The sequence below is a fragment of the Bacillus sp. UNC41MFS5 genome, from assembly GCF_000686805.1.
Window position 1 is genome coordinate 185,081 of record NZ_JMLP01000005.1, and the last position, 14,379, is coordinate 199,459.

Annotated in this window: 12 protein-coding genes; 9 read left to right on the top strand and 3 right to left on the bottom strand. The window is 38.5% G+C overall.

The window, feature by feature from the left end; translation table 11 throughout:
* Positions 1-65: 65 nt before the first annotated feature.
* Positions 66-1,385 (top strand): CBS domain-containing protein, encoded by a 1,320-nt coding sequence (locus BR30_RS0100990; RefSeq protein ID WP_026563328.1) that lies wholly within the window; start codon positions 66-68, stop codon positions 1,383-1,385.
* An 87-nt stretch (positions 1,386-1,472) separates the two neighbouring features.
* Here the strand turns inward: BR30_RS0100990 and BR30_RS0100995 are convergent, their stop codons facing one another.
* Positions 1,473-1,784 (bottom strand): YtpI family protein, encoded by a 312-nt coding sequence (locus tag BR30_RS0100995; protein WP_026563329.1) that lies wholly within the window; start codon positions 1,782-1,784, stop codon positions 1,473-1,475.
* A gap of 95 nt (positions 1,785-1,879) precedes the next feature.
* On the opposite strand from BR30_RS0100995, the gene BR30_RS0101000 reads away from it, so the two are divergent.
* Positions 1,880-2,830 (top strand): DHH family phosphoesterase, encoded by a 951-nt coding sequence (locus BR30_RS0101000; RefSeq protein WP_026563330.1) that lies wholly within the window; start codon positions 1,880-1,882, stop codon positions 2,828-2,830.
* Positions 2,831-2,865: 35 nt separating this feature from the next.
* On the opposite strand, the gene ytrI is transcribed toward BR30_RS0101000, so the two are convergent.
* Positions 2,866-3,366 (bottom strand): sporulation membrane protein YtrI, encoded by a 501-nt coding sequence (gene ytrI, locus BR30_RS0101005; RefSeq protein WP_026563331.1) that lies wholly within the window; start codon positions 3,364-3,366, stop codon positions 2,866-2,868.
* Complete coding sequence (locus tag BR30_RS0101010; RefSeq protein ID WP_026563332.1) at positions 3,363-3,701, bottom strand: sporulation membrane protein YtrH; 339 nt, start codon at positions 3,699-3,701, stop codon at positions 3,363-3,365. The genes ytrI and BR30_RS0101010 overlap by 4 nt, the downstream gene beginning before the upstream one ends.
* 154 nt (positions 3,702-3,855) lie before the next feature.
* On the opposite strand from BR30_RS0101010, the gene dnaE reads away from it, so the two are divergent.
* The 7 genes from dnaE to pyk all read left to right on the top strand — a co-directional run bounded on the left by dnaE (position 3,856) and on the right by pyk (position 14,361).
* On the top strand, positions 3,856-7,218 hold the full coding sequence (gene dnaE / locus BR30_RS0101015) for a DNA polymerase III subunit alpha (protein WP_026563333.1): 3,363 nt from the start codon (positions 3,856-3,858) through the stop codon (positions 7,216-7,218).
* Between the two features lie 126 nt (positions 7,219-7,344).
* On the top strand, positions 7,345-8,583 hold the full coding sequence (locus BR30_RS0101020) for an NADP-dependent malic enzyme (RefSeq protein WP_026563334.1): 1,239 nt from the start codon (positions 7,345-7,347) through the stop codon (positions 8,581-8,583).
* A 7-nt stretch (positions 8,584-8,590) separates the two neighbouring features.
* Entirely contained in the window at positions 8,591-9,220 is a 630-nt protein-coding gene (locus tag BR30_RS0101025) for a FadR/GntR family transcriptional regulator (protein ID WP_026563335.1), read from the top strand.
* A 199-nt stretch (positions 9,221-9,419) separates the two neighbouring features.
* Positions 9,420-10,298 (top strand): acetyl-CoA carboxylase, carboxyltransferase subunit beta, encoded by an 879-nt coding sequence (gene accD / locus BR30_RS0101030; RefSeq protein ID WP_026563336.1) that lies wholly within the window; start codon positions 9,420-9,422, stop codon positions 10,296-10,298.
* Positions 10,292-11,269 (top strand): acetyl-CoA carboxylase carboxyl transferase subunit alpha, encoded by a 978-nt coding sequence (accA, locus tag BR30_RS0101035; RefSeq protein WP_026563337.1) that lies wholly within the window; start codon positions 10,292-10,294, stop codon positions 11,267-11,269. The genes accD and accA overlap by 7 nt, the downstream gene beginning before the upstream one ends.
* A gap of 312 nt (positions 11,270-11,581) precedes the next feature.
* Positions 11,582-12,541, top strand: coding sequence for a 6-phosphofructokinase (pfkA, locus tag BR30_RS0101040; RefSeq protein WP_026563338.1), 960 nt, complete (start codon positions 11,582-11,584; stop codon positions 12,539-12,541).
* A gap of 56 nt (positions 12,542-12,597) precedes the next feature.
* Positions 12,598-14,361 (top strand): pyruvate kinase, encoded by a 1,764-nt coding sequence (pyk, locus tag BR30_RS0101045; RefSeq protein WP_026563339.1) that lies wholly within the window; start codon positions 12,598-12,600, stop codon positions 14,359-14,361.
* Positions 14,362-14,379: the final 18 nt, after the last annotated feature.

Below are 14,379 nucleotides of genomic sequence, written 5' to 3' on the forward strand. Positions count from 1 at the left end.
TTATACGTAATCCGGATTATTCGTAACTGAATGATTGGAATTTGACTATAAAAAGGGTGAAGGTCTTGGCCACAAAGCATGAACAAATTTTACAATATATAGATGGACTCCCAATCGGGGAAAAAATATCTGTCAGGCAAATTGCTAAGGCGATGACTGTAAGTGAAGGTACAGCCTACCGCGCGATTAAGGAAGCAGAAAATAAAGGATATGTCAGTACCATTGAACGTGTTGGAACGATAAGAATCGAACGGAAGAAAAAAGAAAACATTGAAAAGCTGACTTTTGCAGAAGTAGTAAACATTGTTGATGGACAGGTGTTAGGCGGAAGAACAGGGTTGCATAAAACCTTAAGTAAGTTTGTGATTGGTGCAATGAAACTAGAAGCCATGATGCGCTATACAGAAGCAGGTAACCTCTTAATTGTTGGTAACCGTACACAGGCACATGAACTAGCCTTAAAAGAAGGAGCTGCTGTACTCATTACCGGGGGATTCGATGCGGAAGAACATATCAAGAAGCTTGCGGATAAACTCGAAATACCTGTAATCTCAACTAGTTATGATACCTTTACGGTTGCTACGATGATTAACCGGGCGATTTATGACCAATTGATTAAAAAAGAAATAATATTGGTTGAAGATATTTTGACCCCGCTTGCCGATACTTTTTATCTAAAAACGACGGATAAGGTGTCGAAATGGCACGAATTTAACCAACAAACTGCCCACAGCCGCTATCCTGTTGTCGATCAAAACATGAAAATACAAGGGATGGTTACAAGTAAGGATATTCTAGGTCAAGATATGGATACATCTATCGATAAGATAATGACCAAACATCCAATGTCTGTTAATGGGAAAACAAGTGTGGCTTCAACGGCTCATACCATGGTTTGGGAAGGAATTGAAGTTCTCCCTGTTACAGATGACGCTAATCGACTAGAAGGAATCATCAGCAGGCAGGATGTATTAAAAGCCTTACAAATGAACCAACGGCAGCCGCAGGTTGGGGAAACCATTGATGATATCGTTACCAATCAAATGGTATTAATGCAGGGCAAAGCAAAAGGAGAAGAGGTTTACTCGTGTGATGTAACACCGCAGATGACAAATCAGCTGGGGACCATATCATACGGTGTTTTTACTACCATTGTCTCAGATGCTGCCAACAGAGTCTTACGCTCCTATAAAAAAGGTGACCTTGTCGTTGAAAATATGACCATTTACTTTATTAAACCAGTTCAGATGGAAAGTACATTAGAAATTTATCCAAAAGTACTTGAAGTAGGACGTAAATTTGGAAAAGTGGATGTCGAGGTTTTCAATGAAGGCATATTAGTCGGGAAAGCGATGATGATGTGTCAACTGCTAGATAGAAGTTAGAAAGAAAAGCGAAAGCGCCTTGGCGCTGGAGCTAGACAGTTATCGGTATAAACAAAGCCGCTTCATAGAGAAGCGGCTTCAGATTTTTTATTTTTGTAGTTCAAAATTTTTTGCTTCCTCGATTGCGAAAGGATAGTAATGTTTGTATTTTTTGAAACCAATCCAGCTGAATATGGCTCCATAAACAATAAATACTGCCGCAACAATAAACATAACCTTTGTTTCGGAAATAAATAGCATGTGATTGACTCCGAATAAAAAGACAAAAAGCCCTAATGCAATATTTGATTTAGCCGCAAGCCATTTCTTTTCTACTAAACGGTTGCTTCTGATGTATTTTGTTTTATAAAATAGGTAGAAAGCAAATAGTACAGCAATTAATATAACAAGTACAAACATATTATTTCCTCCAAGCATAGAAAATCTTCTATTATTGTAACTGTAAAGACAAAAAAATACCACCATGGAATATGAGTTGGTAAAGGAGAAGCGCCATGATTGAGCAAATATTAGCAGAGATTAAAAAATATGAAACAATAATTATTCATCGCCACGTTCGTCCCGATCCAGATGCTTATGGTTCACAAGGCGGCTTGGCAGCCATTTTACAAGAATCCTTTCCGGATAAAAAGATTTATGCTGTGGGCCAAGAAGAACCAACTCTTCATTACATGCGCAGGCTGGATGTGATTGAAGATGAAGTATACAAGGGGGCATTAGTGATTGTTTGTGATACCGCAAATGCGGAAAGAATTTGTGATAAGCGCTATGAACTTGGTGATAAATTAATAAAAATTGATCACCACCCGAATGAAGATCCATATGGTGATTTACTATGGGTGGATACAAGTGCCAGCTCATGCAGTGAAATGATTTATGAATTTTATTTAAAAGGACAAGCCGAAGGGCTAAAAATGAACGATACAGCAGCGAGACTACTTTACGCTGGAATAGTCGGTGATACGGGCAGATTTTTATTTCCTAGTACAACAGAAAAAACGCTAGGCTATGCCGGAGAATTGATTCATTATAATTTTTCTCGTCCGGAATTATTTGACAAGATGTATGAATTAGATCTCAATATCGTAAAATTAAACGGATATATACTTCAAAATTTTGAACTTCAGAAAAACGGTGTTGCCTCCGTAAAATTAACAAAAGAACTTCTCAAAGAATACAATGCAAAACCAGCAGAAGCATCACTGCTTGTCGGAATATTAGGGAATGTAAAAGGGATCAAGGCATGGGTATTCTTTATTGAGGAAGATGAGCAAATAAGAGTTCGTCTGCGTTCCAAAGGCCCGGTGATAAATGTAGTTGCAAGAATGTTCAAAGGCGGTGGACATCCACTAGCTTCCGGAGCCTCTATCTATTCGTGGAACCAAGTGGACGATGTATTAAAAGCACTTGGTGAGGTATGTGAAAACTATTCTTTAAGCAAATAGAAAAATCGGCCCTCGTAGAAGGGGCCGATTTCTTATTATTCAAAATGAATCTCTAATTGAATGGATAGGTTTGTAAAAAAAGCCATTTCTTTAACCTTGAGTTTATACCTTTTATCATTTATTTTTACTGGTTTATTCTCTATTATCTTTTTCAGAAGGTCCTTACTTTTATAGACGGTTTCAATATCCTTTGCTAGCATCATACTAATATCATCTTTCACCGAATCTTCTGTCTCTAATACACTTAATGAATCAAGTTTATATTTTTCCCAGTTTGTAATTCGAATATTGATTTTCTGTACCGTCAGCTGTTCAATGTTCCGCTTGTTGATCTCTTTATATTCTTCCTGCCAAATTTTTTTCTCCTCGTTTAAGTCCACAATCTCCTGTGCTTGTTTCCGAATTAATTCGGTGTTCTCTTCCTGCCAGACTCCATAAATATATAAAAAAATGCACCAGCTAATCGCTCCTCCAACGGCCATTCCTGCAAAAAAACGCTGCCAGGCAGGTTTTCGATATAATGGTGGAATTCTCATGATGAGATATGCTCCTGGGTTAACCAATTAATGATTAAGGCTCCAGTCTGGGCACCGCCTAAGGCAGAGAGGATTAATAAGAACTGTTTAAAAAGATCCTTTGTATCTGCATTAAATAAACCCCTTTCAAACGTATAAACTGCGTCAAACGTCCCGCCTATGGCGGATACAATGGCCCAGATCCTAAGTGCTGATGATAAGCGATATACAGTTGTCAACGGCGGCTGACCGGTTAGGAATGAAGCAATCCCCCCTATAAGTGATCCGCCGAGTACGACTCCCAAGGCAATAAAGTAGCTTTCAATAAAAGCAGGAAAAAAACCAATCTCTTTCATCTTGTCAACCGCCTCTTCGCATAGTCAATACCCAATACTCATGTATATGGACAAACAATTGAAAATATGTTTATAAAAAAGGGAACATATTTTCTTTTTTATGAATCTCGTTCTATAATAGAGGGAGAGATTATCGAATTAAGGGTGTGACAATATGTCTTTTATTCACCTGCATGCATATAGTGCCTATAGTTTATTATCAAGTACGGCATCTGTCCCGGATTTAATAAAAAATGCAAAGTCAAAAGGGTTTTCTGCCATTGCTTTAACGGACAGAAACGTCATGTACGGAACCATTGAATTTTATAAATTGTGCCAAAAAAATAATATGAAACCTATTATTGGATTAACAGTGGATGTGGAAAGTGAGTACACCTCCAACGAAGCCTATCCACTGGTCTTACTCGCTGAAAATGATCATGGTTATAGAAATCTTTTAAAGATATCCAGTACCGTTCAAACCAAAACTGATCATGGAATCCCATTAAAGTGGCTGAAACATTATTCAGATGGTCTCATTGCGATTACTCCTGGTCTCGAAGGAGAAATCGAACAGTTGCTCATAAATGACAACGAGGAAAGGGCTAAAGAACTAATTAGAAAACTAGATTCCATTTTTGGCAACGCTAGCTTTTTCCTAGCGATTCAAAATCATCAAATCGAACAAGAAACAAAAATTAGAAATAAGCTTACTAGTTTGTCAAAAGAAATGACTATCCCACTGGTAGCCACAAATCAGGTCTATTATTTAGAAAAAGAAGATATGTTTGCCCATGAGTGTTTGTTAGCGATTAAAAATGGTGATAAATTGCAAGATGACCACAGAGAAAAGTTAGAAAACGATCAGTTCTATTTAAAAACTGCAAGTGAAATGGTCGATTGCTTTTCTGATATCCCCGATGCATTAGAAAACACAATCCGGATTGCTAACAGATGTCAATTTAACATTGAGTTAAATAAAACCTACTTGCCTGCATTTCCAACGGAAAAAGGGATTCCTGCTGAGGACTACCTTGATATGTTGTGCCAACAGGGATTAAGTGAACGTTTTTCCTCGCCTGCACAGGAACATTTTGAACGGTTGTCCTATGAATTAGCGGTCATTAAACGGATGAAGTTTAGCAACTATTTTTTAATTGTTTGGGATTTTATGAAATACGCACGTGAGAATGGGATATTAACTGGACCAGGAAGGGGCTCAGCAGCGGGTTCATTAGTTGCCTATGTTTTATACATTACAGATGTGGATCCACTAAAGCATAATCTACTTTTTGAGAGGTTTTTAAATCCTGAACGAATTTCTATGCCGGATATAGATATTGATTTTCCAGACCATCGCCGTGATGAAGTGATAAACTATGTTGCTGAAAAATATGGTGAACTGCATGTCGCGCAAATCGTTACCTTTGGAACGCTTGCAGCCAAGGCAGTACTTAGAGATATTGGCAAGGTATTCGGATTAAATTCCAAGGAGCTTGAACATGTATCAAGGATGATCCCGTCACGATTAGGAATCGACCTTAAAGGTGCCTATAAAGAATCAGATGCCCTTAGAAAGTTTATTAATGAAAGTCCTATGAATAAACGCCTTTTTGAAACGGCTTTAAAACTAGAAGGACTGCCGCGTCATACTTCCACACATGCAGCAGGTGTAGTCATAAGTGAGAAGCCGCTCATTGATTTAATCCCCATACAACGAGGGTCTAACCATGTTTTTTTAACACAATTTTCAATGGAACATCTGGAAGAAATCGGCCTCTTAAAAATGGACTTTCTTGGCTTGCGAAACCTTACATTGATCGATTCGATAGTATCCTCGATTTCACGTAAAACAGGTAAGAAATTAAACATAGGTTCGATCCCATTAGATGACACATTGACCTTTAACCTGTTAGCCAAAGGTGAAACAACGGGTGTATTTCAGCTTGAGTCAGAAGGGATGCGTAAGGTTTTAATGCGTTTAAAGCCTTCCCGATTTGAAGATATTGTTGCTGTCAATGCCTTATACCGCCCAGGACCAATGGAAAATATCCCGCTTTTTATTGATAGGAAACACGGTAATCAGAAAGTTGAATATCCACACCCTGATTTACGGCCAATCCTTGAGAATACATATGGTGTTATTGTCTACCAAGAGCAAATTATCCAAATAGCATCGAAAATGGCTGGATTCTCACTTGGTGAAGCCGATTTATTAAGACGGGCAGTTGGGAAAAAGAAAAAAGATATTCTTGATCAAGAGCGCAGTCATTTTGTTCAAGGGGCCCTAAAAAAAGGTTATGAACATACCTTGGCTAATGATATCTATGATTTAATCGTACGCTTTGCTAACTATGGCTTTAACCGAAGTCATGCAGTTGCCTATAGTATGATCGCCTATCAATTAGCCTTTTTAAAAGCAAATTATCCGGTGTATTTTATGGCAGGCCTGCTTACCTCGGCAATCGGAAACGATACGAAAATAGCGCAATACGTGATGGAGACGAAACAAAAAGATATCACAGTCCTGCCACCATCCATCAACTATAGCGGTTACTCATTTCAAGTTGAACAAGGGGGTATCCGTTTCAGCTTGGCTGCGATAAAAAGTGTGGGGGCTGCTGCCTTAAAAGAAATCTTTCAGGCTAGGAAAAAGAAAAAGTTCGTTGACTTATTTGATTTTTGTATCCGTGTATCTACAAAAGCCATCAATCGAAAAACGCTCGAGTTTCTTGTACACTCTGGCTGCTTCGACGAATTTGGTGAAGATCGTGCCATCTTGCTTGCTAGTTTAGATGTCGCAATGGAACATGCACAAATATTTAAACCAACTGACAATAACCAATTTGATTTATTTGAAGATGAGTTCATGCCAAAGCCGAAATATATGCAAGTGGATCCAATCAGCCAGGAGAATAAGCTGACATTTGAAAAAGAGGCACTTGGTTTTTATCTTTCTGACCATCCGGTATCTATTTACGAAGAGCAGTTGAAGCGGAGTGGTGCACAATCCTTATTTGAGATAAATCATAATAACCAGCGGCTATCTTCTGGAGTATATATCACCTCAATGAAATCCATTCGTACCAAAAAAGGTGATTCAATGGCCTTTTTAACGATAAGTGATTCAAGCGGTGAAATGGAAGCCGTCGCATTTCCTAATGTATACAAGAAGTATTCGCACCTATTAGGACATGGGAAGTTTACATTGCTCGAGGGGAAAATCGAAGAACGTGATGGGAAAAAGCAATTTATCATTCAACAAGTTTTTCATATTGAAGAGTGGCTAAAAACAAAAACAAGTAAACAATCAGTATTATATTTGAAAATAGTAGAGGAAAAACAAAATGACAAATTTCTTCTCCAGATTCACCAACTCCTTAAAGAAAACCAGGGAACTGCATCTGTTATATTACACTATGAAAAAAGCCGTAAAACAATAAAGTTAGGTAATGAAAATAATATCAATCCGACCCTTGAATTATTGCAATTATTAAGAGAGATGCTTGGTTCGAAAAATGTCGTCCTGAAGGAATAATTCTTTACAACTATCGCAGATGTGTTATAGTGATAATGAGACAAGTGTGGTCTGACCACCAAAAATAGCGGGCTACATAAGTGAGTGTGTTTGTAAATTTTTGTAAAAATTTGAGGGGTGGATATCTTGACATTACGTGAAGAAGCATTACATATGCATCGAATTAATAAGGGAAAGTTAGAGTCGAAATCAAAAGTTCAAGTCCGAAATGCACATGATCTTAGCTTAGCTTATTCACCAGGTGTTGCAGAGCCATGTAAAGATATCTATGAGAAACCAGAATTGGTTTATGAATATACCATGAAAGGGAATATGGTTGCCGTCGTTTCCGATGGAACAGCCGTTCTTGGACTGGGGAATATTGGACCAGAAGCAGCCCTTCCTGTAATGGAAGGTAAGTCAGTATTATTTAAAAGTTTTGCCGGTGTTGATGCATTTCCAATCTGTTTAAACACAACCGATGTAGACAAAATTGTTGAAACGGTAAAATTGCTTGAACCTACTTTTGGTGGCGTTAATTTGGAAGATATTGCTGCTCCTAATTGTTTCGTCATTGAAGAACGATTGAAAAAGGAAGCAAATATCCCAATATTCCATGATGACCAGCATGGTACAGCTATTGTAACGGTAGCAGGGCTTGTTAATGCACTAAAGCTAGTTGGCAAAAAAATGACCGAAATTAAAGTAGTCGCAAACGGTGCCGGTGCTGCCGGGATTGCAATTATTAAATTGTTATATAGTTATGGTGTAAGGGACATAATTATGTGTGATACCAAAGGAGCCATTTATGAAGGGCGTCCACAAGGTATGAATTCGGTGAAAGCAGAAGTTGCAAAGTTTACAAATCGGGATAATCTATCAGGAAGTCTTGAAGATGTAATCAAAGGTGCGGATGTATTTATTGGGGTTTCAGTTGCAGGTGCACTTTCTAAGGAAATGGTCGCGTCCATGAATTCTGATTCTATTATTTTTGCAATGGCCAATCCGGACCCTGAGATCATGCCAGATGAGGCAAAAGCTGCTGGAGCAAAAGTGGTGGGAACTGGTCGTTCAGATTTTCCAAACCAAGTTAACAATGTTCTAGCCTTTCCAGGAATTTTCCGTGGCGCACTCGATGTTCGCGCTACACATATAAATGAAAAAATGAAAGTCGCAGCAGCAGAAGCAATTGCCAACCTGATCAGCCCAGATGAACTTAATGCTGATTATGTTATTCCAGGACCTTTTGACCCAAGAGTTGCACCAGATGTAGCCGCAGCTGTGGCAAAAGCAGCGATGGAAACAGGTGTTGCCCGTATTAAGGTTGATCCAGAAGAAGTAAAAGAAAAAACAAAGAGGCTCGCTATTATTGGTAAAAGTGAGTGATAGATAAGTGGTAAACAATACCAAGGTCTATTTAGAGATTGTGAAGCAATTACGAGAAATGATTACCATTGATGGTTTAGAAACTGGAGATAAGATTCCTTCTGAACGAGAATTGTCTGAGCGCCTGAATTTCGGGCGCTCTTCCGTTAGAGAGGCACTTAGAGCATTAGAACTGCTGGGACTAATTGAAACAAGGCGTGGTGAAGGGACGTTTATTCGGGATTTTAGGGGGAATCATCTCGTTCAGTTGCTTAGTACTTTTATTTTACAAGATGAAAAAGCGAAACGAGATGTGTTTGAAACAAAGAACTTTATTGAGATGGATTGCCTGCGATTAGCCATCCATAAAATAGATGATCAAAGTATTGAGAACTTAAAAAAATGGGTGAATCAGCAAGGAATTTTAGATGATAATGATTTTTTTTATCAAATAGTTGAAATAGCAGATAACCACCTCTTTGCTAGAATTTGGTCCATTTTAAAGGATTATTACCACTCTCTGGATTCAAGTAAGATGATCTATTCTCGTGAAGACTATTTAATCTTACTTGAGGCATTAGCCGAAAAGAATGAATCAAAAATATTGACTGCTTATTACGGTTTACGGAATTTGTCAGTTTTTAACGACAAATACTAACAGATTTTGAACACATTTTATCTTATAGTGAAGGTTATCCAAGCCCAAAGAAAACCGGGTGTTTTTTAACTATAAGTGGTCTGACCACCCATGTGAAGCTAATAGGTATGAAGTAAAGCTATAATAGAAAAACTTTTATTATGTAATAATTGGAGAAACTTAACTATTGGTTTTACCGTAGCACAAAGGAGGTAGAATTTTGGCGCTTAAAGATCTTTTTTCAAAAAACCAGACAAAAAAGAAGAAATACGCTCAAATACCGACGGAAACAGCAAAAAGTGATGTTCCTGAAGGCATAATGACAAAATGTCCTTCATGTAAGAAAATTATGTATACTAAAGAATTGTTAAAAAATCTAAAGGTTTGTTTGCATTGTGGACATCATTTTCCAATGAACTCTAGGGAACGGTTAGACAGCTTCATTGATGAAGGAAGCTTTGTAGAATTTAATGGTGAGATGATTTCTAAAAATCCATTAAATTTTCCTGACTATCTTGAAAAGCTTGAAAAAGATCGGGAAAAAAGTAAGTTAAATGAAGCTGTTGTAACAGGTATTGGAACAGTTAACGATTATAAGATTGTTCTCGCCATCATGGATGCTTCGTTTCGAATGGGGAGTATGGGCTCCGTTGTCGGCGAAAAAATTACACAAGCTATTGAAAAAGCGGATGAGTTAAATGTCCCTTTTATTATTTTTACCGCATCAGGCGGGGCCAGGATGCAGGAAGGTGCACTAAGTTTGATGCAAATGGCAAAAACTAGTGTTGCGTTAAAGAAATTTAGTAATAATGGTGGACTAATCATTTCAATGATGACTCATCCTACAACTGGCGGGGTTTCTGCGAGCTTTGCGTCATTAGGTGATTTCAACCTTTCCGAACCTGGTGCGCTTATTGCTTTTGCGGGACGAAGAGTAATCGAACAATCCATCCGTGAAGAATTGCCAGAGGATTTTCAAACATCCGAGTTCCTTTTAAAACATGGACAACTGGACGCAATCATCCATCGTACGGAATTAGTTGAGAAAATCACCAATATTCTAGAAATCCATCAACCTGGAGGTGTGCTCAGATGGTAGGAGAATTAGAATTTGAACGCCCCGTAATCGAATTAAGGAAGAAAATCTCTGAGTTACAGGAGTTCACCAAAACAGCTGATGTTGATTTAAGTTCAGAAATAGAAAAATTAGAAAAAAGACTTGAAAAACTTGAACAAAGCATATATGAAAATATTAAGCCATGGGACCGGGTACAAATTGCTCGTCTTCCAAACAGGCCGACAACATTAGATTATATACCCTATTTGTTTGAGAATTTCTTTGAATGTCATGGAGACCGTACCTTTGCTGATGATGAGGCAATCGTAGGCGGGGTTGCTAAATATAGAGGGTTACCAGTTACAGTTATTGGTCACCAGCGAGGAAAAGATACAAAAGAGAATATTCGCAGAAACTTTGGAATGCCACATCCAGAAGGATATCGAAAAGCACTTCGATTAATGAATCAGGCGAATAAATTTAATCGTCCGATTATTTGTTTCATTGATACTAAGGGTGCCTATCCTGGGAAGGCCGCAGAAGAACGTGGACAAAGTGAAGCAATCGCACGCAATTTATTTGAAATGGCTGGATTAAAGGTTCCTGTAATTTGTATCGTGATTGGTGAAGGCGGCAGCGGTGGTGCACTTGCACTTGGGGTAGGTAATCGGATATATATGCTCGAGAATTCCACATACTCAGTTATTTCTCCAGAGGGTGCGGCAGCTATTTTGTGGAAAGATGCATCATTAGCCAGAAATGCAGCTGAAACGATGAAAATAACTGCTCCTGATCTAAAGGAGCTAGGCGTCATTGATGATATTATTCCAGAAGTTAAGGGTGGAGCTCAAAGGGACGTCATAAAACAAGCTGAGGAAATCGATCTTGTACTGAAGAAAGCTCTGCAGCAGCTTCTTAAGCTGTCTGAAGAGGACCTTATCGCTGATCGTTACAATCGTTTCAGAACAATAGGTGAATTTGCCACACTTAATGATTACATTGGTGTTAATTAATATAATGTGCTCATATTTATGGGCACTCTTTTTTTTTTTGACCTTTCACAAAATGTTCACCAGAATTCCATAAAAAAACCAATGTTTCCGCTTACATGTAAGAATGAAACGTTTTCATTTAACTGACTATTCCGTCTCTTATATTTACTAATACCATAAGGTTGTTATAGTTATTTCTTCGTGTTATTTTATAAATATTCGCGGGTTTTATGTAAATAATAAAAGAAGTAATTTATAAACTCATCGTTCCTTTATTTTTACTACATATGGATTTATACATAATTTCCTAATCAAATAACTGAGGTGATAGCTATGAAAAGAATAGGAGTTCTTACAAGTGGTGGAGATTCTCCGGGGATGAATCCAGCGATTCGTGCTGTTGTACGGAAGGCCATTTATCATAATTTAGAAGTGTATGGTATTTATGGAGGTTATACGGGGTTAATTTCTGGAAATATTAAAAAACTCGAGTTAGGCTCGGTTGGCGATATTATTCAACGCGGTGGAACCATGCTTCAATCGGCTCGCTGTCCAGAATTTAAGACAAAAGAAGGACAACAAAAAGGGATTGAACAGCTTAAAGCACATGGAATTGAAGGACTAGTGGTAATCGGCGGCGATGGTTCTTACCGTGGAGCGAAGGCTCTAACCGAACAGGGCTTTCCGTGTGTGGGGGTTCCTGGTACGATTGATAATGATATTCCTGGAACAGAACTTACAATTGGCTTTGATACAGCATTAAATACCGTGATAGATTCATTAGATAAAATTCGCGATACCGCTACATCTCATGAAAGAACTTTTGTCATTGAAGTAATGGGACGAAACGCCGGTGACCTTGCTCTATGGGCAGGACTAGCGGGTGGTGCAGAAACAATTTTGATTCCTGAAGAAGGTTATGACATGGATGATATTGTCGACAAACTTCGGAAAGGGAATGAACGTGGTAAAAAGCATAGTATTATTGTGGTAGCAGAAGGGGTTTGTAGTGGTGTTGAGTTTGGGAAGAAGGTAGAAGAAGCAACCAACTTTGACACTAGAGTATCTGTCTTAGGCCATATTCAACGCGGTGGCTCGCCAACAGCTGCAGACAGAGTCCTTGCTAGTAGATTAGGAGCCAGAGCAGTTGAGCTTTTGATTGAAGGAAAAGGCGGTCGTGCGGTAGGGATTGAGAAGAATCAACTGGTGGACTATGACATCATTGAGGCTCTTGGTCGTGAACATACTTTAGACCTTGAATTATATAAACTATCGATGGAATTATCTATTTAAAAATATAAATTTAAGAAAAACTTTAAGTGCTTTTTTAATATAGGAGGAAAACACGGATGTTACGAAAAACAAAAATTGTTTGTACGATCGGTCCAGCAAGTGAAAGCGTGGAAAAATTAACTCAAATAATTAATTCGGGTATGAACGTGGCTCGTTTGAATTTCTCTCATGGTGATTTTGAAGAACACGGAGCACGAATTAAGAATATTCGTGAAGCAGCAAAACTAACTGGGAAAACTGTGGCGATCCTGCTTGATACGAAAGGTCCTGAGATTCGGACGAATAATATGGTAAACGGTGCAATTGAGCTTCAAGCTGGAAAAAATATTATTGTATCGATGACGGAAGTTGAAGGGACCCTTGATAAGTTTTCTGTTACATATCCTGGATTAATTGATGATGTTCATGTCGGTTCTAAAATTCTTTTAGATGACGGCTTAATTGGTCTAGAAGTGACAGACGTAGATAAATCAAATAAAGAGATTCATACGAAAATTTTAAATAGTGGTACATTGAAGAATAAAAAAGGTGTGAACGTACCAGGTGTATCTGTTAACCTGCCGGGTATCACAGAAAAAGATACACAAGATATTCTTTTTGGAATTGAACAAGGAATTGATTTCATTGCTGCCTCATTCGTGCGACGTGCAAAGGACGTATTAGAAATCCGTCAGCTTTTAGAAGCGAATAAAGCAACACATATCCATATTATTCCTAAAATTGAGAATCAAGAAGGTGTCGATAACATTGACGAAATCCTGGAATTCTCAGACGGTTTAATGGTAGCACGTGGTGATTTAGGCGTAGAAATTCCAGCTGAAGAAGTTCCACTGGTTCAAAAAATGTTAATTAAGAAATGTAATGCACTGGGGAAACCTGTCATAACAGCAACACAAATGCTTGACTCCATGCAAAGAAATCCACGTCCTACTCGCGCTGAGGCAAGTGATGTAGCGAATGCGATTTTCGACGGTACCGATGCAATTATGCTTTCCGGTGAAACAGCAGCAGGCCAATACCCAGTCGAAGCTGTCCAAACTATGCACAATATTGCTTCTAGAGCAGAATCAGCATTAGATCATAAAGAAATTCTCTCAAGCCGCAGTAAAGATACAGAGCATAATCTTACCGATGCAATTGGACAATCTGTTGCACACACTGCCTTAAATCTTGAAGTGAAATCCATTATTACCCCAACAGAAAGTGGACACACGGCAAGAATGATTTCTAAATATCGCCCGAAAGCAGCGATTGTTGCTGTAACTTCTATTGAGCAAGTTTGCCGTCGACTATCCCTTGTTTGGGGTGTTTACCCGCAGTTTGGCAATGTTGCGACCACAACAGACGAAATGCTGGATGATGCAGTTGAAGCGAGCTTAAATAGCGGTATAGTAAACCGTGGTGATTTAGTAGTCATTACAGCAGGCGTGCCTGTCGGTGAAGCTGGTACCACGAACCTTATGAAAATTCATGTGGTTGGAGATATTATTACAAAAGCACAAGGAATTGGCCGTAAGTCTGCATTTGGGAAAGTGGTTATCGCACATGATGCCAAAGAAGCTTTAGATAAGGTAAAGCAAGGTTCCATTTTGGTAACGATTGGTACGGATCGTGACATGATCCCAGCTCTTGAAAAATGTGCTGCTGTGATTACCCAAGAAGGTGGATTGACAAGTCATGCGGCTGTAGTTGGTCTAAGCCTAGGCATCCCTGTGGTTGTAGGGGTAGAAAATGCTTTTGGTTTGTTTAAAGAAGGTCAAGAAATAACCGTTGATTCAAAACAAGGTGTTATTTACAATGGTCACGCTAGCGTATTATAAAATGTTTGAATAAAGAAG